The sequence below is a fragment of the Enterobacter sp. DC1 genome (genome assembly GCF_000568075.1).
Lineage (GTDB): Bacteria > Pseudomonadota > Gammaproteobacteria > Enterobacterales > Enterobacteriaceae > Enterobacter > Enterobacter asburiae.
This window is the reverse complement of the sequence record NZ_AZUA01000003.1, coordinates 549,064-568,084: the sequence shown is the minus strand read 5'-3', so window position 1 is coordinate 568,084 and position 19,021 is coordinate 549,064. Positions and strand designations below refer to the sequence as shown.

15 protein-coding genes and 5 tRNA genes are annotated in these 19,021 nt (G+C 56.3%); 8 read left to right on the top strand and 12 right to left on the bottom strand.

Features of this window, described 5'->3' with window-relative positions:
* Positions 1 to 328: 328 nt before the first annotated feature.
* From proV to leuA, 8 genes are all read left to right on the top strand, one after another.
* Complete coding sequence (proV, locus tag P346_RS08970; RefSeq protein WP_032660399.1) at positions 329 to 1,540, top strand: glycine betaine/L-proline ABC transporter ATP-binding protein ProV; 1,212 nt, start codon at positions 329 to 331, stop codon at positions 1,538 to 1,540.
* A complete protein-coding gene (gene proW / locus P346_RS08975; RefSeq protein ID WP_032660396.1) occupies positions 1,524 to 2,594 on the top strand; it encodes a glycine betaine/L-proline ABC transporter permease ProW in 1,071 nt (356 codons plus the stop codon). Before proV ends, proW begins: the two co-directional genes overlap by 17 nt.
* A 9-nt stretch (positions 2,595 to 2,603) precedes the next feature.
* Positions 2,604 to 3,599 (top strand): glycine betaine/L-proline ABC transporter substrate-binding protein ProX, encoded by a 996-nt coding sequence (gene proX / locus P346_RS08980; protein ID WP_032660394.1) that lies wholly within the window; start codon positions 2,604 to 2,606, stop codon positions 3,597 to 3,599.
* A gap of 208 nt (positions 3,600 to 3,807) precedes the next feature.
* Positions 3,808 to 4,992, top strand: coding sequence for an MFS transporter (locus P346_RS08985; RefSeq protein WP_029742048.1), 1,185 nt, complete (start codon positions 3,808 to 3,810; stop codon positions 4,990 to 4,992).
* Between the two features lie 313 nt (positions 4,993 to 5,305).
* Positions 5,306 to 5,836: a transcriptional repressor MprA gene (gene mprA, locus P346_RS08990; RefSeq protein WP_023308933.1), complete on the top strand. Its 531-nt coding sequence runs from the start codon at positions 5,306 to 5,308 to the stop codon at positions 5,834 to 5,836.
* 126 nt (positions 5,837 to 5,962) lie between these two features.
* On the top strand, positions 5,963 to 7,135 hold the full coding sequence (gene emrA / locus P346_RS08995; RefSeq protein WP_029742047.1) for a multidrug efflux MFS transporter periplasmic adaptor subunit EmrA: 1,173 nt from the start codon (positions 5,963 to 5,965) through the stop codon (positions 7,133 to 7,135).
* Positions 7,136 to 7,151: 16 nt separating this feature from the next.
* Positions 7,152 to 8,699 carry a multidrug efflux MFS transporter permease subunit EmrB gene (gene emrB, locus P346_RS09000; protein ID WP_032660391.1) on the top strand — a complete coding sequence of 516 codons (1,548 nt, stop codon included), beginning with the start codon at positions 7,152 to 7,154 and terminating at the stop codon, positions 8,697 to 8,699.
* 197 nt (positions 8,700 to 8,896) lie between these two features.
* Positions 8,897 to 10,552 carry a 2-isopropylmalate synthase gene (gene leuA / locus P346_RS09005; RefSeq protein ID WP_032660389.1) on the top strand — a complete coding sequence of 552 codons (1,656 nt, stop codon included), beginning with the start codon at positions 8,897 to 8,899 and terminating at the stop codon, positions 10,550 to 10,552.
* On the opposite strand, the gene P346_RS09010 is transcribed toward leuA, so the two are convergent.
* The 12 genes from P346_RS09010 to alaS form a co-directional block, all read right to left on the bottom strand.
* Positions 10,539 to 11,303: an AraC family transcriptional regulator gene (locus tag P346_RS09010; protein WP_032660386.1), complete on the bottom strand. Its 765-nt coding sequence runs from the start codon at positions 11,301 to 11,303 to the stop codon at positions 10,539 to 10,541. The genes leuA and P346_RS09010 overlap by 14 nt on opposite strands.
* A 54-nt stretch (positions 11,304 to 11,357) precedes the next feature.
* Positions 11,358 to 11,873: an S-ribosylhomocysteine lyase gene (luxS, locus tag P346_RS09015; protein ID WP_032660384.1), complete on the bottom strand. Its 516-nt coding sequence runs from the start codon at positions 11,871 to 11,873 to the stop codon at positions 11,358 to 11,360.
* 153 nt (positions 11,874 to 12,026) lie between these two features.
* Positions 12,027 to 13,571 carry a glutamate--cysteine ligase gene (gshA, locus tag P346_RS09020; RefSeq protein WP_023333180.1) on the bottom strand — a complete coding sequence of 515 codons (1,545 nt, stop codon included), beginning with the start codon at positions 13,569 to 13,571 and terminating at the stop codon, positions 12,027 to 12,029.
* A gap of 83 nt (positions 13,572 to 13,654) precedes the next feature.
* Positions 13,655 to 14,083: a YqaA family protein gene (locus P346_RS09025; protein ID WP_008499541.1), complete on the bottom strand. Its 429-nt coding sequence runs from the start codon at positions 14,081 to 14,083 to the stop codon at positions 13,655 to 13,657.
* The gene (gene yqaB / locus P346_RS09030; protein WP_032660381.1) at positions 14,080 to 14,646 is read right to left on the bottom strand and encodes a fructose-1-phosphate/6-phosphogluconate phosphatase; all 567 of its coding nucleotides are present in this window, start codon (positions 14,644 to 14,646) and stop codon (positions 14,080 to 14,082) included. Before yqaB ends, P346_RS09025 begins: the two co-directional genes overlap by 4 nt.
* Before the next feature lie 250 nt (positions 14,647 to 14,896).
* Positions 14,897 to 14,973, bottom strand: a tRNA-Arg gene (locus tag P346_RS09035).
* A gap of 160 nt (positions 14,974 to 15,133) precedes the next feature.
* A tRNA-Arg gene (locus tag P346_RS09040) sits at positions 15,134 to 15,210 on the bottom strand.
* 29 nt (positions 15,211 to 15,239) lie between these two features.
* A tRNA-Arg gene (locus P346_RS09045) sits at positions 15,240 to 15,316 on the bottom strand.
* Positions 15,317 to 15,380: 64 nt separating this feature from the next.
* Positions 15,381 to 15,457, bottom strand: a tRNA-Arg gene (locus P346_RS09050).
* Positions 15,458 to 15,461: 4 nt separating this feature from the next.
* A tRNA-Ser gene (locus P346_RS09055) sits at positions 15,462 to 15,554 on the bottom strand.
* 342 nt (positions 15,555 to 15,896) lie between these two features.
* Positions 15,897 to 16,082 carry a carbon storage regulator CsrA gene (gene csrA, locus P346_RS09060; protein WP_000906486.1) on the bottom strand — a complete coding sequence of 62 codons (186 nt, stop codon included), beginning with the start codon at positions 16,080 to 16,082 and terminating at the stop codon, positions 15,897 to 15,899.
* 241 nt (positions 16,083 to 16,323) lie between these two features.
* Positions 16,324 to 18,951, bottom strand: a complete 2,628-nt coding sequence (gene alaS / locus P346_RS09065) for an alanine--tRNA ligase (protein ID WP_032660380.1) — start codon at positions 18,949 to 18,951, stop codon at positions 16,324 to 16,326.
* Positions 18,952 to 19,021: the final 70 nt, after the last annotated feature.

Below are 19,021 nucleotides of genomic sequence, written 5' to 3'. Positions count from 1 at the left end.
ACGCTAACGTTCGTTAATTTAATATAAACCCAACAATTCTCTCTCTAATATTTACAAAACAACTACACTGTAATTTCCACGTCATATTCGCCTGAATCATTCCGGTTCAGGCGAAATTTCCCGATGCAGCAGCAAAAAATTGAGAAAAATTCAAACCACCCTCAGCCCTTTATTCATGGGAAATTCAGCCGTTTCGCTTATGTCAAAATTCTTCCCTCAGCCCGACTCAGGGTTGTCTCAGATTCTCAGTATGTTAGGGTTATGCCCGTTAACAATTTACCATGGTAATCATATCGGCATAAACAAATAACAGGACACTCTCTATTGCATGGCAATTAAATTAGAAGTGAAAAATCTTTATAAAGTATTTGGCGAGCACCCGCAGCGCGCATTCAAATATATTGAGAAAGGCCTTACGAAAGAGCAAATTCTGGAAAAAACCGGGCTATCGCTTGGCGTTAAAGACGCCAGTCTGGCCATTGAAGAAGGCGAGATTTTTGTCATCATGGGATTATCCGGTTCGGGTAAATCCACTATGGTTCGCCTTCTCAATCGCCTGATTGAACCCACCCGCGGGCAGGTGCTGATTGACGGCGTGGACATCGCCAGAATATCAGACGCAGAGCTTCGCGAGGTGCGCAGAAAGAAGATCGCAATGGTGTTCCAGTCATTCGCGCTGATGCCGCACATGACGGTGCTGGATAATACCGCTTTCGGCATGGAATTAGCCGGCACGCCGGCTCAGGAACGTCAGGAAAAAGCCCTTGATGCGCTGCGTCAGGTCGGGCTGGAAAATTATGCGCATGCGTACCCGGATGAACTTTCCGGCGGTATGCGTCAGCGCGTGGGATTAGCCCGTGCATTAGCCATTAATCCAGACATATTATTAATGGATGAAGCCTTCTCAGCCCTCGATCCGTTAATTCGCACCGAGATGCAGGATGAGCTGGTAAAATTACAGGCTAAACATCAGCGCACTATTGTCTTTATTTCCCACGATCTGGATGAAGCCATGCGTATTGGCGACCGCATTGCCATTATGCAAAACGGTGAAGTGGTGCAGGTCGGCACGCCGGATGAAATTCTCAATAATCCGGCGAACGATTATGTCCGCACCTTCTTCCGCGGCGTGGATATTAGCCAGGTCTTTAGCGCCAAAGATATTGCCCGTCGAACGCCAAACGGCATTATCCGTAAAACGCCAGGCTTCGGCCCGCGCTCGGCGCTTAAGCTGCTGCAGGACGAAGACCGTGAATACGGTTATCTGGTTGAACGCGGCAATAAATTTGTTGGCATTGTCTCCATCGACTCCCTGAAAACGGCTCTCACTGAGAACCAGGGAATCGATGCGGCGTTAATTGACGCTCCGCTTGCCGTGGACGCCGAAACGCCGCTCAGCGAATTGCTCTCTCACGTGGGCCAGGCGCCTTGCGCCGTGCCGGTCGTGGGTGAGGAACAACAGTACGTCGGCATCATCTCAAAACGGATGCTGCTGCAGGCTTTAGATCGCGAGGGGGCAAACAATGACCGATCAATCTAACCCGTGGAGCGCCACTGAGGCAGCGGACAGCGCTGCGCAATCCGCCGACGCGTGGGGTTCCACGCCAGCGCCGACCGATGGCGGCGGCGCCGCAGACTGGCTCAATAGCGCACCCGCGCCTGCGCCAGAACACTTCAACATTATGGATCCGTTCCACAAAACGCTGATCCCGCTGGATAGCTGGGTCACGGAGGGGATCGACTGGGTTGTCACCCACTTCCGTCCAGTCTTCCAGGGGATCCGCGTCCCGGTGGATTACATCCTGAACGGCTTCCAGCAGCTGATGCTGGGCATGCCTGCACCGGTGGCGATTATCCTGTTCTCCCTGATCGCCTGGCAGTTCGGTAGCGCAGGGATGGGGATCGCCACGCTGATCTCGCTGATTGCCATTGGCGCAATTGGCGCGTGGTCGCAGGCAATGATCACCCTGGCGCTGGTGCTGACCGCCCTGCTCTTCTGCATTGTCATCGGCTTACCGATGGGGATCTGGCTGGCGCGCAGCCCGCGAGCGGCGAAGATTATTCGTCCGCTGCTGGATGCGATGCAGACCACCCCGGCGTTCGTCTATCTGGTGCCTATCGTGATGCTGTTCGGCATCGGCAACGTGCCGGGGGTGGTGGTGACCATTATCTTCGCCCTGCCGCCGATTATTCGTCTGACCATTCTGGGGATCAACCAGGTGCCTGCGGACCTGATCGAAGCGTCACGCTCGTTCGGCGCCAGCCCGCGCCAGATGCTGTTTAAGGTTCAGCTCCCGCTGGCGATGCCAACCATCATGGCGGGCGTTAACCAGACGCTGATGCTGGCCCTGTCGATGGTGGTGATCGCCTCGATGATCGCCGTTGGCGGTCTGGGTCAGATGGTGCTGCGCGGCATTGGCCGTCTCGATATGGGGCTGGCCACCGTCGGCGGCGTCGGCATTGTGATCCTCGCCATCATTCTTGACCGCCTGACCCAGGCCGTCGGTCGTGATTCACGCAGTCGCGGCAACCGTCGCTGGTATACCACCGGTCCTGTCGGGTTACTCACCCGCCCTTTCACGAAATCAAAATAAGGAACAACGATGCGACATAACGTACTTTTTGCCACAGCGTTTGCCACCCTTGTCTCCACCAGCGCGTTTGCGGCTGACCTGCCTGGCAAAGGCATTACCGTACAGCCGGTGCAGAGCACCATTTCGGAAGAGAGCTTCCAGACCCTGATCGTCAGCCGCGCGCTGGAGAAGCTGGGCTACACGGTTAACACGCCGAGCGAAGTGGATTACAACGTGGGCTACACCTCGATTGCCTCCGGTGACGCCACCTTTACCGCGGTAAACTGGCAGCCGCTGCACGACGACATGTATGCCGCCGCCGGTGGCGACAAGAAGTTCTATCGCGAAGGGACCTTCGTGACGGGTGCGGCGCAGGGGTATCTGATCGACAAGAAAACCGCCGATAAGTACCACATCACCAATATTGAACAGCTGAAAGATCCGAAGATCGCCAGGCTGTTCGACACCAACGGTGACGGCAAGGCCGACATGATGGGCTGTTCGCCGGGCTGGGGCTGTGAAGCGGTGATTAACCACCAGAACAAAGCGTTCGATCTGGCGAAAACGGTCGACGTGAGCCACGGCAACTACTCCGCGATGATGGCCGACACCATTGCCCGCTTCAAAGAGGGTAAACCGGTGATCTACTACACCTGGACGCCGTACTGGGTGAGCGACGTGCTGAAGCCGGGCAAAGACGTGGTGTGGCTGCAGGTGCCGTTCTCCTCCCTGCCGGGCGAGCAGAAGGATATCGACACCAGGCTGCCGAACGGCATGAACTACGGCTTCCCGGTGAACACCATGCATATCGTGGCCAACAAAGCCTGGGCGGAGAAAAACCCGGCGGCGGCGAAGCTGTTCTCGGTAATGAAGCTGCCGCTGGCGGACATCAATGCCCAGAACGCGATGATGCATGCGGGCAAATCGTCTGAAGCGGATGTGAAAGGTCACGTCGACGGCTGGATCAAAGCCCACCAGCAGCAGTTTGACGGCTGGGTGAAAGAGGCGCTTGAAGCGCAGAAGTAAAACGTTTTTCCTCACCCTAACCCTCTCCCAAAGGGAGAGGGGACTATGACCTCCCTCTCCCCCTGGGAGAGGGCCGGGGTGAGGGGGCACCAGACCGCACCCAACCTAAACCGCACAATACATCACCCAACAATCCCCCAACTTTCACAATCATTAGCTATTATGGTTTCCGGAAAAATAATCACTCAACTAACGATTCCTGAAACTAATGACAAAAACAACTCAAGGGCTTAGCCCCGCACTCATCCTTTTAATGTCCGTGGCAACGGGTCTGGCGGTCGCCAGCAACTATTACGCGCAGCCTCTTCTCGACACCATCGCCCGCGCGTTCAATCTCTCCGCCAGCTCCGCAGGCTTTATCGTCACAGCTGCACAGCTGGGCTATGCCGCCGGGCTGCTGTTCCTGGTGCCGCTCGGCGATATGTTTGAACGCCGCATGCTGATCGTCTCCATGACCCTGCTGGCCGCCGGTGGGATGCTGATCACCGCCAGCAGCCAGTCGCTGACGATGATGATCGTCGGTACCGCGCTAACGGGGCTGTTCTCCGTGGTGGCGCAAATCCTGGTTCCGCTCGCCGCGACCCTCGCCTCCCCGGAAAAACGCGGCAAGGTGGTGGGCACCATCATGAGCGGCCTGCTGCTGGGGATTTTGCTGGCGCGTACCGTTGCAGGGCTGCTGGCAAGCCTCGGCGGCTGGCGCACCGTATACTGGGTGGCGAGCGTGCTGATGGTCATCATGGCGCTGGCGCTGTGGCGCGGGCTGCCAAAGGTGAAGCAGGAAAATCACCTGAACTATCCTCAGCTGCTGGCCTCCGTTTTCAGCCTGTTTACGCAGGACAAGCTTCTGCGCACCCGCGCTCTGCTGGGCTGTTTCACCTTCGCTAACTTCAGCATTCTCTGGACGTCGATGGCGTTTCTGCTGGCCGCGCCGCCGTTCAACTATTCCGAAGGGGTGATTGGCCTGTTCGGCCTTGCCGGCGCCGCAGGCGCACTGGGCGCGCGTCCCGCAGGCGGGCTGGCCGACAAGGGCAAATCCCACCTGACCACCTCCGCAGGGCTGGTTTTACTTCTGCTCTCCTGGGCGGCAATCTGGTACGGACACATCTCGGTGCTGGCGCTGATCGTCGGTATCCTGGTGCTCGATCTCACCGTTCAGGGCGTTCACATCACCAATCAGACCGTCATCTATCGCGTGAAGCCAGAGGCGCGTAACCGCCTGACGGCCGGTTACATGACCAGCTACTTCATCGGCGGCGCGGCGGGTTCACTCATTTCAGCGTCGGCGTGGCAGCATGCAGGCTGGTCGGGGGTATGCGCGATCGGGGCCATCGTCGCTACCCTCAACCTGCTAGTATGGTGGCGCGGTTATCACCGTCAGGATGCAATTAACTAACATTTACATTGAGTTGGCCTCTTAGGGTGTTAAGAGGCCCTTCACTCTGTTAATGTAAACGTAATCATTTATCCCAGAAATTTTAATGTGGGTGACATATTTACAATCGGCATGAATAGTTCAGACCCCCGTCCTCACATCCTCTCTTCAGCGGGTTCACACCCAACGCTTTCTGTGCTCACCGGGTCACGGACTTACCCGGCGCTTTCTGATGGTGACATAAGTTTGGCGGATATAACCGCACAAATAATTCATTTACATTATTTGTCACTATCGTTACTATATCGGCTGTAATTAATGAGGTTATGCCCAAATGGATAGTTCGTTTACGCCCATTGAACAAATGCTTAAATTCCGCGCCAGTCGCCATGAGGACTTCCCGTATCAGGAAATCCTGCTGACTCGCCTGTGCATGCACATGCAGGGTAAGCTGCTGGAAAACCGTAATAAAATGCTGAAAGCTCAAGGGATTAACGAGACGTTGTTTATGGCGTTGATTACGCTGGAGTCTCAGGAAAATCACAGCATTCAGCCTTCCGAACTGAGCTGCGCGCTGGGCTCCTCCCGTACCAATGCGACCCGTATTGCCGATGAACTCGAAAAGCGCGGCTGGATTGAGCGCCGTGAAAGCGACAACGATCGCCGCTGCCTGCATCTGCAACTGACCGATAAAGGTCACCAGTTCCTGCGTGAGGTGCTGCCACCTCAGCACAATTGCCTGCACAAACTCTGGTCTGCCCTCAGCACCGCCGAGCGCGACCAGCTTGAGCACATCACTCGCAAGCTGCTCACCCGTCTGGACCAGATGGATGAAGACGGCGCCGTTCTTGAGGCGCTGCGCTAAGGCGACGACACGCTCACCATTCCAGATTCATAAGAAAACCGACAGGCCAGCACGTCACACTGCTGGCCTTTCTGACAACAGGTCGGCTCAGCCGATGTGAAAATAAGAAGATCGTGGAGAACTACAATGAGCGCAAATGCGGAGAGCACTACCCCGCAGCAGCCGGGCAACAAGAAAGGCAAACGTAAGAGCGCCCTTCTTCTGTTGACCTTGCTCTTTATCATTATTGCCGTGGCATATGGGATCTATTGGTTTTTAGTACTGCGTCATGCTGAAGAGACTGACGACGCGTACGTGGCAGGGAACCAGGTACAAATTATGGCGCAGGTGTCGGGCAGCGTGACGAAAGTCTGGGCTGACAACACCGACTTTGTGCAAAAAGGCGATGTGTTGGTGACCCTCGATCCAACCGACGCCCAGCAGGCGTTTGAAAAAGCACAGACCGCGCTGGCCTCCAGCGTCCGTCAGACCCGCCAGCTGATGATCAACAGCAAACAGCTGCAGGCCAACATCGACGTGCAGAAAACGGCGCTGGCGCAGGCGCAGAGCGACCTGAACCGCCGCGTTCCGCTCGGCACCGCCAACCTGATTGGCCGTGAAGAGCTGCAGCACGCCCGCGACGCCGTTGCCAGCGCTCAGGCGCAGCTGGATGTGGCCATTCAACAGTACAACGCCAACCAGGCGATGGTGCTGGGCACCAGCCTGGAAAACCAGCCTGCCGTACAGCAGGCGGCGACCGAAGTGCGCAACGCGTGGCTTGCCCTGCAGCGTACCAAAATCGTCAGCCCGATGACCGGCTATGTCTCCCGTCGTTCCGTCCAGCCAGGGGCACAGATTAGCCCAACCACGCCGCTGATGGCGGTCGTGCCGGCAGACAATCTGTGGGTAGACGCCAACTTTAAAGAGACGCAGCTTGCCCATATGCGTATCGGCCAAACCGCGACGGTTGTCAGCGACATCTATGGCGATGACGTGAAGTACACCGGTAAAGTGGTCGGTCTGGACATGGGGACCGGCAGCGCCTTCTCCCTGTTGCCTGCGCAAAACGCCACCGGTAACTGGATCAAAGTGGTTCAGCGTCTGCCCGTGCGTATTGAGCTGGATGCCAAACAGCTGGCGGATCACCCGCTGCGTATCGGCCTCTCTACGCTGGTGACGGTCGACACCGCCAACCGCGACGGTCAGATCCTGGCAAGCCAGGTGCGCAGCAGCCCGGCTTATGAAAGTAACGCCCGTGAAATTAGCCTCGATCCGGTCAACAAGCTGATCGATGACATCGTGAAGGCAAACGCCGGTTAATCCGAAGGTGAGCGTTATGCAACAGCAAAAGCCGCAAAAACCGCTGGAAGGCGCGCAGCTGGTCATTATGACCATCGCGCTGTCGCTGGCGACATTCATGCAGGTGCTGGACTCCACCATCGCGAACGTGGCGATCCCGACCATCGCCGGTAACCTTGGCTCGTCGCTGAGCCAGGGGACCTGGGTCATTACCTCGTTTGGGGTGGCAAACGCCATCTCCATTCCGATTACCGGCTGGCTGGCAAAGCGCGTCGGTGAAGTGAAGCTGTTCCTCTGGTCGACGGTATTGTTCGTTCTTGCCTCCTGGGCGTGCGGCATGTCCAGCAGCCTGACGATGCTGATTTTCTTCCGCGTCATTCAGGGGATTGTGGCCGGGCCGCTGATTCCGCTGTCGCAGAGTTTACTGCTGAACAACTATCCGCCCGCCAAGCGCTCTATCGCGCTGGCGCTGTGGTCAATGACCGTGATTGTCGCGCCGATTTGCGGGCCTATCCTAGGCGGCTATATCAGCGACAACTATCACTGGGGCTGGATCTTCTTCATCAACGTACCGATTGGCGCCCTCGTGGTAATGCTGACGCTCCAGTCGCTGCGCGGCAGAGAAACCCGGACGGAACAGCGGCGTATCGACGCCATTGGTCTGGCACTGCTGGTTGTCGGCATCGGTAGCCTGCAGGTCATGCTCGACCAGGGCAAAGAGCTGGACTGGTTCAACTCCCGGGAAATCATCATCCTGACGATTGTCGCGGTGGTGTCGCTGAGCTTCCTGATTGTCTGGGAGCTGACGGACGATAACCCGATAGTCGACCTGTCGCTGTTTAAGTCGCGAAACTTCACCATAGGCTGTCTGTGTATCAGCCTCGCCTACATGCTCTACTTCGGCGCGATTGTACTGCTGCCGCAGCTGCTGCAGGAGGTATACGGCTACACCGCAACCTGGGCAGGTTTAGCCTCGGCGCCGGTTGGATTGATTCCGGTTCTGCTGTCGCCGATTATTGGCCGCTTCGCCCACAAGCTCGACATGCGCAGGCTGGTGACGTTCAGCTTTATCATGTATGCCGTGTGCTTCTACTGGCGCGCGTATACGTTCGAACCGGGAATGGACTTTGGCGCCTCCGCGTGGCCGCAGTTTATTCAGGGCTTTGCCGTGGCGTGTTTCTTTATGCCACTGACCACCATCACGCTTTCCGGTTTACCGCCTGAGCGCATGGCGGCGGCATCGAGCCTGTCGAACTTTACGCGAACGCTGGCGGGCTCGATTGGTACGTCGATCACCACCACCCTGTGGACGAACCGTGAATCGATGCACCATGCGCAGCTGACCGAAGCGGTGAACCCGTTCAACCCGAACTCTCAGCAGATGTACAATCAGCTGCAGGGAATGGGCATGACGGAGCAGCAGGCGTCAGGTTGGATTGCCCAGCAGATCACCAACCAGGGTCTGATTATCTCCGCCAACGAGATTTTCTGGATATCGGCAGGGATCTTTATCGTCCTGCTGGGGCTGGTGTGGTTTGCTAAACCGCCGTTTGGCGCCGGTAGCGGCGGCGGCGGCGCGCACTAGTCCTGTGCGCTGGATGCCGGGTGGCGGCTACGCCTTACCCGGCCTACGATAACCGGGCCATCATCCGTAGGCCCGGTAAGCGTAGCGCCACCGGGCAACCGCCCCGGTTGTCCAGAACGCGATAGCCATTGTCAGTTTCGATAAAGCAGCGCGCCTGAAATCAATTCACGATAGTGAAAAGACAACAGGAGCGCATCATGCTGAACACCCCCGCCGACAAGTACCAACCCTATCCGACCCTTTCCCTGTCCGACCGCCGCTGGCCGGAGCAACGCATCACCCGCGCGCCGCGCTGGCTCTCAACCGACCTGCGCGACGGCAACCAGGCCCTTGCCGAGCCGATGGACTGCACCCGCAAGCTGCAGTTCTGGGACCTGCTGCTGGGCTGCGGATTCAAAGAAATTGAGGTGGCTTTCCCATCCGCCTCGCAGACGGATTTCAACTTTGTTCGTCAGCTGATTGAAGAAAACCGCATCCCGGATGACGTCACGATTCAGGTATTAACCCAGGCGCGGGAAGATCTCATTCATCGCACTTTTGAATCCCTGCGCGGTGCGAAACAGGCCACCGTCCATCTGTATAACGCCACCGCCCCGCTGTTCCGTCGCCTGGTTTTCGGCATGGAGAAAGCGCAAGTCGTTGAGCTGGCGACGCGATCCACGCGGCTTATTCGTCAGCTGTGTGAAGAGAACCCGGACACCCGCTGGCAGTATGAGTATTCCCCGGAAACCTTCTGCTTTACCGAACCGGAATTTGCGCTGGAGATTTGTGAAGCCGTAGCGGAGATCTGGCAGCCGTGCGACGAACGGCCCATGGTGATCAACTTACCCGCAACCGTCGAAGTGAGCACGCCGAACGTCTATGCCGACCAGATCGAGTATTTCTGCCGCCACTTCAGCCGCCGCCGGGATGTCTGCATCAGCGTACATCCGCATAACGACCGCGGTACCGGCGTCGCCAGCGCCGAGCTGGCCGTGATGGCGGGGGCAGATCGCGTGGAGGGCTGTCTGTTTGGTAACGGCGAGCGCACGGGCAACGTCTGCCTGGTGACGCTGGCGATGAACCTCTACAGCCAGGGCGTCAGCCCGAATCTGGACTTTAGCGATATGAACCGGGTGGTGGAAGTGGTGGAAGCCTGCAACCAGCTGCCGGTGCATCCGCGCCATCCGTGGGCGGGTCGGCTGGCCTATACCGCCTTCTCCGGCTCGCACCAGGACGCGATCAAAAAAGGCTTTGATGCCCGCAGGCCTGGCGATCGCTGGGAGATGCCCTATCTGCCCGTCGATCCGCAGGATATCGGCTGCACCTACGAAGCGGTGATTCGCGTGAACAGCCAGTCAGGGAAAAGCGGCAGCGCATGGCTCATCGAACAGAATCATGGCCTGAAATTACCCCGCGCCCTGCAGCAGGATTTCAGCCAGCACGTGCAGCAGGAAACCGATCGCCACGGAAAAGAGATGACGCAAAATGCGCTGTGGCAGCTGTTCCGCACCCGCTACGGCCTGGTAGCCACGCCGCAGTTTGCGCTGCAATCCTACCGCAGCGACAGCCAGCAGGACGGCAAGCTGCGTTTGACGGCAAGCATCGTTACGCAGGGGGGAACGCGTCAGCTGGAAGGTCAGGGTAACGGTCTGCTCTCCGCCGCCGCTCACAGCTTAAGCCGCTGGGTCAGCGCCCCGTTCGTGATTAAGGATTATCACGAGCATACGTTAGGCGAACGCAGCGACAGCCGCTCGGTGGCCTACATCCGCTGCCTGTTCCAGGACGGGAGCAGCCGCTGGGGCGTGGGCATCGACAGCGACGTGGCGCGCGCGTCGCTTCAGGCGCTCTTAAACGCCGTCAGTCGTTCTTAAAGTAATCGCTGGGGGAGACGCCCATCACCCGGCGGAACATCGCCGTAAAGGCGCTGTGGCTGCCGTAACCCAGATCCAGCGCCACGCGCAATACCGGCTGGCCCTGCGCCAGCCGCACTAAGGCTTCCAGCAGGCGCGCCCTTCTCAACCACTCGCCGTAGCTTAATCCCGTCTGCTGCTGAAAATGGCGGTTCAGGGTGCGCTCGCTCATGTTCGTCATGCTCGCGGCCTGCGCGCTGCTCCAGCTTTCCCCCGCGTTTTGCCGGATTTGCAGACACAGGTGACGTAACGCCTCGCTTTCCGGCTCCGGCAGATGAAACGGCAGCACCGGCATAGTGCGGATTTCATCGAGAATGAGCTCATAGACGCGTTCATCCCGGCTTCCGGGTGAGTACGATTCAGGTAAAGCAAGAGAGACGAGGATCAGCTCGCGCAGCAGCGGCGCGATCTGCACGATCTGACAGGTGGCAGGGAGATCGGCCCGCGCCAGCGGATCGATGAACAGCGTTCGCGCCGCCACGTTGCCGGTGATGCGAAGCGAGTGCTGTGTCCCCGCCGGCAGCCAGACGCCGCGACCGGGAGGAACTACCCAACAGCCCGATGCCGTATCGACCCGTACCACGCCGCTCAGGGTGTGCAACAGCTGCGCGCAGTCGTGCTCATGCCACGGTTCGCTGTCGCCATGAACATAATCATGGGCGAACGGAACGAGGGGGCGATGGGTAAAGGAGAAGGTTGCGGTTGTGGTCATGGGGTTAAACAACCCTCACCCTACCCTCTCCCTGAGGGAGAGGGAAAAGGTGCACTAGATGTGCAGTTCCTGCAGTTTTTCTTTTGGCAGGGCCAGCTCTTCGTTGCTGTTCACGCGAACATCACGCTCGATGATGTGACGCGCGATTTCCTGCGCTTCTTCCAGAGAGTGCATCTGGTAAGTACCGCACTGGTAAACGTTCAGCTCAGGGATCTGGTTCTGCTCTTTCACCTTCAGCACGTCTTCCATCGCCGCTTTCCACGCATCTGCGACGCGTTTCTCTTCAGGCACACCAATCAGACTCATGTAGAAACCGGTACGGCAGCCCATCGGAGAGATATCGATGATCTCAACGCCGTTGCCGTTCAGATGGTCGCGCATGAAACCGGCGAACAGGTGCTCCAGAGTGTGAATGCCTTTCTCTGGCATCACTTCTTTATTTGGCACGCAGAAACGCAGATCGAAGACGGTGATCGTGTCGCCGTGCGGGGTGTGCATGGTCTTTGCCACGCGTACTGCAGGTGCTTCCATACGGGTATGGTCGACAGTAAAGCTATCTAATAACGGCATACGTCACCTCCGATAGTGATTTTTTTTAAAATAAACTGAACTCTTCTACAGAATGCACGTCTGAGTATATGAAAGACGCGCATTTGTTATCATCATCCCTGAATTCAGAGATGTATATTTTGGCCACAGCGATGTGGCCTTTTTCTTTTCTGCTTAAGCCTGCTTCGCCAGAAACGCCTCAAACGACTCGGTATCCGCCGCTTCAACCTCTTTCTGACGCACAACGGACGCATCGCGTTCCGCTACAAAATCCGCTTCGCTCAGCACTTCTAACGGCTCCTGCATCAGCATCTCACGGTATTCCGCTGAGAGTGAACGCCCCGTGCCGCCAATGCCCTGATCGATCATAGAACGCAGAATACGCGCTGAGAACGTCAGTTCCGGATTATCAAAACATTCCACCAGCTGGTCGCAGATCTGTTGATACGCGTCGCCGCCGTCGATGCTGTCCATTGTGCGGGCAACACGCTTCAGATCGCGGAACAGATCTTTGCCGACTTTGGTCAGTGGGAACTGTGCCGTTTCGCAGCCGATACCCAGCGTCAGACCCGGTTTACGCCCTTCCAGAATCACGCGATTCCAGTTCGTGCGGGTGCAGAGCAGTTCGTCTGAACTCATTTCCGGCGCATCCGCCAGCACGCACCAGACCATAAACAGATCCAGGAAGCGAATCTGCTGTTCATCAACGCCAATCGGTGAGAACGGGTTGATATCCAGCGAGCGTACTTCAATGTATTCAATCCCGCCGCGCTGAAGCGCATCCGACGGGGTTTCACCGCTGCGCGTTACGCGCTTAGGACGAATAGGCGCATACAGCTCGTTTTCAATCTGCAGCACATTGCTGTTGATTTGCAGGCGCTTGCCGTCTTTTTCGAGGCCGATTTTCTCGTACTCTTCCGACGGGGTTTTGATCGCCCGCTTCAATCCTGCCACATATTCGTGCAATTCGTTAAACGTAATACCGAGATTGCTTTGCGATTTATTGGTATAACCGAGATCGCTCAGGCGCAGAGAGGTCGCGTACGGGAGATAGTACATTCCGCACTCGGTCTTCTCGAACGGCAGCGTGGTCGGTTTCCCCTGCAGGAACGAAGAACAGATCGCCGGGGAGGCACCAAACAAATACGGGATCACCCAGCCGAAACGGTAATAGTTGCGGATCAGGCGGAAATAGCCTTCAGAAATCGCGTCTTTATCCGTTTCACCGCATTTCGCCTGCCAGAAAGCCATTGGCAGCGAGAAGTTGTAATGCACGCCCGAGATCGTCTGCATCAACGCGCCGTAGCGGTTTTTCAACCCTTCGCGATAGAGCGTTTTCAGCCGACCGATATTTGACGTGCCATACTGCGCCAGCTCAATCTCCTGGCCCTGCTCGATATAGCACGGCATGCTGAGGGGCCACATACGTTCGTCGCCCATGTTGCGCGCGGTGTAGCGATGGATATCGCGCATGATCGTCAGCATATGATCAATATCACCCTCTACTGGCGTGATGAACTCCAGCAGTGCTTCAGCGAAATCGGTTGTGATCCATTTATGTGTCAGCGCCGAGCCTAACGCCTTCGGGTGACCCGTCGTCGCTAAGCTACCGTCCGCGTTAACGCGCAGCGTTTCACGCTCAAGACCACGCTGAATACCCTTCAATGCCTGAGGGTGGTTTTCCAGCCAGGCCAGCGCCTGAGATACGTCCGGGATCAAATTGACCTCCCGCCTGTCAAAGTAATGTTACTCAGCATAATTGTAATGGTTGACGATTGAAGGTCGCGTATTCATTCCACCAATTAGTGCCACCACGTCATACCCTGTAGTGTTGCCCACGCCACGAGAACATAGCGCAACGCCTTGCCAAGGCACAAAAAAAAGAGCACCGGTCCCCAGGAGATGCGCATCCATCCCGCCAGCAGACACAGTAAATCGCCTATTACAGGCATCCAGCTTAATAACAGCGTGGCAGCGCCATAGCGTTTTAGCCAGCCGACTGCCTTTTCCTGCCAGCGCGATTTTTCGCGCAGCGGAAAGAAACGCCCAAGAATAACGTTAGTCAGCCCTCCAAGGCTATTACCCATTGTTGCTATTAATACAAGCAGCCAGGGCTGACTCACGCCGGACAACAGCATCGCCACCAGCACCACTTCCGAATTTCCCGGTAACAGCGTGGCGCTTAAAAAACTGCTGGCGAATAATGAGGCAAGTGACAGCGCGTCACTCACAGTAAGCGCACATCCACCGCATCCATTCCGGCATCACGCGCGGCCTGGATACCAAAATCGGCATCTTCAAACACGACACATTTTGCCGCCGGGACGCCCATTAACTCAGCGCAAAGCAGGAAGGTGTCCGGTGCGGGCTTGTGATGTTTAACATGATCGGCGGCGACCACGGCAGAAAAATAGTGGCGCAGGCCAAGATGATTGAGCAAAGCTTCTGCAATCGAGCTTTCACTGCCTGTTCCGACCGACATCGGGCGGCGACCGTGCCACTCTTTTACCACATCAATCAGTGGCAGAGGGCGTACGGTATCTAAAAGCATGGCTTTTACCGCATCGGTTTTTTCGCGCGCGAGCAGATGCGGGTCGAGATCGGCCTGATTCAGTTCAATCACGGCCTGTGCAATACGCCAGGTGGGGGATCCGTTGAGGGCAATCATCGCCTGAAGATCGAAACGCATACCGTAGCGGCACAGGACGTCAGTCCAGGCTTGACGATGCGTGGGTTCGGTATCCAGGAGAGTGCCGTCCATATCGAAGATCAAACCGTCATACTGTGCGTACATCGTGCTCTCGCTAAACGATTAACAAAGCATTACTTTATCGTAAATGGTGATTTTTGTCGCTGATTGAGAGTGTGATTGCTGACGGAACGTCGAAGGAATAAACAAAGAAGGAGAAGATGGTGCATCCGGAAGGATTACTCGGCTTACGCCTCGCCCTGCGGGCCGTTGCTAAAGCAACGTTATCCTCCCTGGTGCTTGCGATTAACTCGCAGACCTTAAAACAACAGCATCGCTGTTATCCTGGAGAATATGGTGCATCCGGGAGGATTCGAACCTCCGACCGCTCGGTTCGTAGCCGAGTACTCTATCCAGCTGAGCTACGGATGCATCAGGGAACTACTTTCAGAAATAATAATGGTGCATCCGGGAGGATTACTCGGCTGCGCCTCGCCCTGCGGGCCGTTGCTGAAGCAACGTTATCCTCCCTGGTGCTCGCGATTAACTCGCAGACCTTGAAACAACAGCGTGGCTATTATCTCGGAGAATATGGTGCATCCGGGAGGATTCGAACCTCCGACCGCTCGGTTCGTAGCCGAGTACTCTATCCAGCTGAGCTACGGATGCATCAGGGTACTGCTTTCAGAAATAGTAAATGGTGCATCCGGGAGGATTCGAACCTCCGACCGCTCGGTTCGTAGCCGAGTACTCTATCCAGCTGAGCTACGGATGCATCGGGATTTACTACTGTACTGCTCGATATTCATATCACTTCTAAAGCAATATGAAGTAATAGATGGTGCATCCGGGAGGATTCGAACCTCCGACCGCTCGGTTCGTAGCCGAGTACTCTATCCAGCTGAGCTACGGATGCATAATGGCGGTGAGGCGGGGATTCGAACCCCGGATGCAGCTTTTGACCGCATACTCCCTTAGCAGGGGAGCGCCTTCAGCCTCTCGGCCACCTCACCACACAACGCCTCTTTCGAGTGCTTCGAGTTACTCGTTAAGAGCTTCTCGTCGCTGCGTGGCGCATATATTACTTTCTGGGACTTATAAGTCAAACAATTTTCCAAAAGCTTTTATCGTTTGCACAAATCACACGCAATTCGCATGTAAAAGCCGCAAAGAGGGTGTTTTATAAGCGGATTTTGCAGGCATCTTCACAGAAAACCTTTGCAGAAATAGCGGCTCAGGGACGAGTTTAGGGTAACAGAGTGGTTAAAAAGAGAGCGTTTGAAATTAAACGGTAACGTTGAGCAGGAAAAATGACAGGAGGGTTGCGTCTCGCCCGACAGCGAGACGCGACAATATCAGTAACTGGACTGCTGGGATTTTTCAGCCTGGATACGCTGGTAGATCTCTTCACGGTGGACAGATACTTCTTTAGGAGCGTTAACACCAATACGTACCTGGTTACCCTTTACCCCTAAAACTGTCACGGTGACCTCATCCCCAATCATGAGGGTCTCACCAACTCGACGAGTCAGAATCAGCATTCTTTGCTCCTTGAAAGATTAAAAGAGTCGGGTCTCTTGTATCCCGGCATTATCCATCATATAACGCCAAAAAGTAAGCGATGACAAACACGTAAAGTGTAAGCAGTCACGGCATCACATTCTGTTAAACGTAAGTTTAGCCGATATACACAAACTCAACCTGACTTTATCGTTATCGATAGCACAGTGAACAAGACGCCATAACGTTACCGCTATGGCGTCTGCTTGTGCTTTGTAGTTATTACAGTTTCGCGCTTACCCAGCTTTCAACGCTGGCCAATGCCGCAGGAAGTGCCGCCGCATCCGTACCACCGGCTTGCGCCATGTCCGGACGACCGCCACCCTTGCCGCCCACCTGCTGAGCGACCATACCAATCAGTTCCCCTGCTTTTACGCGGTCGGTCACATCCTTAGAGACGCCCGCAATCAGAGAAACCTTACCTTCTGCCACTGTCGCCAGCACGATAACGGTAGAACCAAGCTGGTTCTTGAGATCGTCGACCATAGTACGCAGCATCTTAGGCTCAACGCCCGCCAGATCGCTGACCAGCAGTTTGACGCCCTTAATGTCTACAGCCTTGCTGGAGAGGTTTGCACTCTCCTGCGCCGCAGCCTGCTCTTTCAGCTGCTGCAGCTCTTTTTCCAGCTGGCGCGTGCGATCCAGCGCAACGCGCACTTTCTCGCCCAGGTTCTGGCTATCGCCTTTCAGCAGCTGCGCGATGTCGTGCAGCTGATCGCTCTGCGCATGCAGGCTGGCAATCGCACCTTCACCGGTCACCGCTTCAATACGACGCACGCCTGCCGCCGTACCCGACTCGGAAACAATGCGGAACAGGCCGATGTCACCGGTGCGCGATGCATGCGTACCGCCGCACAGCTCGGTAGAGAAGTCGCCCATGCTCAGCACGCGAACGCGGTCGTCATATTTCTCACCAAACAGCGCCATCGCACCTTTTTTCTTCGCGTCCTCGAGTTCCATGATGTGGGTCTCGATTGGCAAGTTACGACGGATCTGCGCGTTCACCAGATCTTCCACCGCGCGGATTTCAGACGGTTTCATCGCTTCAAAATGCGAGAAGTCGAAGCGCAGCACTTTATCGTTAACCAGAGAACCTTTCTGTGCAACGTGGGTACCGAGTACGTCGCGCAGGGCAGCGTGCATCAGGTGGGTTGCAGAGTGGTTCAGACGAATGCGCGCGCGGCGAGCTTCATCCACGTTAGCCTGTACGCCCTCGCCCACTTTCAGAGAACCGGAAACCAGTTTGCCCTGGTGACCAATCGCCTGACCGTATTTCTGGGTGTCGCTGACGCTGAAGCTGAAGCCGTTGCCTTTCAGTTCGCCTTTATCACCAACCTGACCGCCGGATTCCGCATAGAACGGCGTTTTGTCCAGAATGACAACCGCATCCTGACCCGCGCTAATGCTGTCCACGGCTTTACCGTCAACAAACAGGGCGGTCACTTTGCCGGTCAGTTCCAGTGCGTCATAACCTTTGAATTCAGACGCGCTATCAACGCGGATCATCGCGTTGTAGTCTGCACCGAAACCGCTGGATTCACGCGCGCGACGACGCTGCTCTTCCATCGCGGCTTCGAAGCCCGCTTCGTCAACTTTGATGTTGCGCTCGCGACAAACGTCCGCCGTCAGGTCAACCGGGAAGCCGTAGGTGTCGTACAGGCGGAAAGCGGTTTCGCCATCCAGCGTGTCGCCCTTGAGATTCGCCAGCTCTTCGTCCAGCAGCGCCAGACCGCGCTCCAGTGTACGCGCAAACTGCTCTTCTTCGGTTTTCAGAACCTGCTCTACCTGCGCCTGCTGGCGTTTCAGCTCATCACCGGCAGCACCCATCACGCCAATCAGTGGCCCAACGAGTTTATAGAAGAAGGTGTCCTTCGCGCCCAGCATGTTGCCGTGACGGATGGCACGACGAATGATACGACGCAGCACGTAGCCACGGTTTTCATTCGACGGGATAACGCCGTCGGCAATCAGGAACGCACAGGAACGAATGTGGTCCGCGATAACGCGCAGCGATTTGTTGTTCAGGTCAGTCGCGCCGGTAACGCTCGCAACGGCTTTGATCAGGGTGCTGAACAGGTCAATTTCGTAGTTGGAGTTAACGTGCTGCAGAACCGCGGCAATACGCTCCAGACCCATACCGGTATCGACGGAAGGCTTCGGCAGCGGCTCCATCGTACCGTCGGCCTGACGGTTGAACTGCATGAACACGATATTCCAGATCTCAATGTAGCGATCGCCGTCTTCTTCCGGGCTGCCTGGAGGGCCACCCCAGATGTGGTCGCCGTGATCGTAGAAGATCTCGGTGCACGGACCACAAGGGCCGGTATCACCCATCTGCCAGAAGTTATCAGACGCGTATGGCGCGCCTTTGTTATCACCGATGCGAATAATACGCTCGCGCGGGATCCCGACTTCTTTTTCCCAGATTTCGTAGGCTTCGTCATCGGTTTCATAGACGGTAACCCACAGACGCTCTTTCGGCAGGTTGAACCAGTTTTCACCGGTCAGCAGTTCCCACGCATATTGAATGGCATCGTGTTTGAAGTAGTCGCCGAAGCTGAAGTTACCCAGCATTTCGAAGAACGTATGGTGACGCGCGGTGTAACCGACGTTTTCCAGGTCGTTGTGTTTACCGCCCGCACGCACGCAACGCTGTGAGGTTGTGGCGCGGGAATAATTACGCTTGTCGAGACCAAGGAACACATCCTTGAACTGGTTCATCCCGGCGTTGGTAAACAGCAGAGTCGGATCGTTGTTCGGTACCAGGGAGCTGCTGGCAACAACCTGGTGTCCCTTACTATGGAAAAAATCGAGAAACGCCTGACGGATCTCAGCGGTGCTCTTGCTCATAATTATCCTGAAATCAAGCTAACGAAATGTCGTAGCCAGCCTGTATAGGTAAACCGTTGGACAGACCAGC

Coding starts and splice junctions, on each gene's coding strand:
- alaS (WP_032660380.1), bottom strand. CDS start 18,951: ATGAGCAAGAGCACCGCTGAGATCCGTCAGGCGTTTCTCGATTTTTTC.
- mprA (WP_023308933.1), top strand. CDS start 5,306: ATGGATAGTTCGTTTACGCCCATTGAACAAATGCTTAAATTCCGCGCC.
- luxS (WP_032660384.1), bottom strand. CDS start 11,873: ATGCCGTTATTAGATAGCTTTACTGTCGACCATACCCGTATGGAAGCA.
- emrB (WP_032660391.1), top strand. CDS start 7,152: ATGCAACAGCAAAAGCCGCAAAAACCGCTGGAAGGCGCGCAGCTGGTC.
- proX (WP_032660394.1), top strand. CDS start 2,604: ATGCGACATAACGTACTTTTTGCCACAGCGTTTGCCACCCTTGTCTCC.
- proW (WP_032660396.1), top strand. CDS start 1,524: ATGACCGATCAATCTAACCCGTGGAGCGCCACTGAGGCAGCGGACAGC.
- P346_RS08985 (WP_029742048.1), top strand. CDS start 3,808: ATGACAAAAACAACTCAAGGGCTTAGCCCCGCACTCATCCTTTTAATG.
- yqaB (WP_032660381.1), bottom strand. CDS start 14,646: ATGTACGCACAGTATGACGGTTTGATCTTCGATATGGACGGCACTCTC.
- P346_RS09010 (WP_032660386.1), bottom strand. CDS start 11,303: ATGACCACAACCGCAACCTTCTCCTTTACCCATCGCCCCCTCGTTCCG.
- csrA (WP_000906486.1), bottom strand. CDS start 16,082: ATGCTGATTCTGACTCGTCGAGTTGGTGAGACCCTCATGATTGGGGAT.
- leuA (WP_032660389.1), top strand. CDS start 8,897: ATGCTGAACACCCCCGCCGACAAGTACCAACCCTATCCGACCCTTTCC.
- proV (WP_032660399.1), top strand. CDS start 329: ATGGCAATTAAATTAGAAGTGAAAAATCTTTATAAAGTATTTGGCGAG.
- emrA (WP_029742047.1), top strand. CDS start 5,963: ATGAGCGCAAATGCGGAGAGCACTACCCCGCAGCAGCCGGGCAACAAG.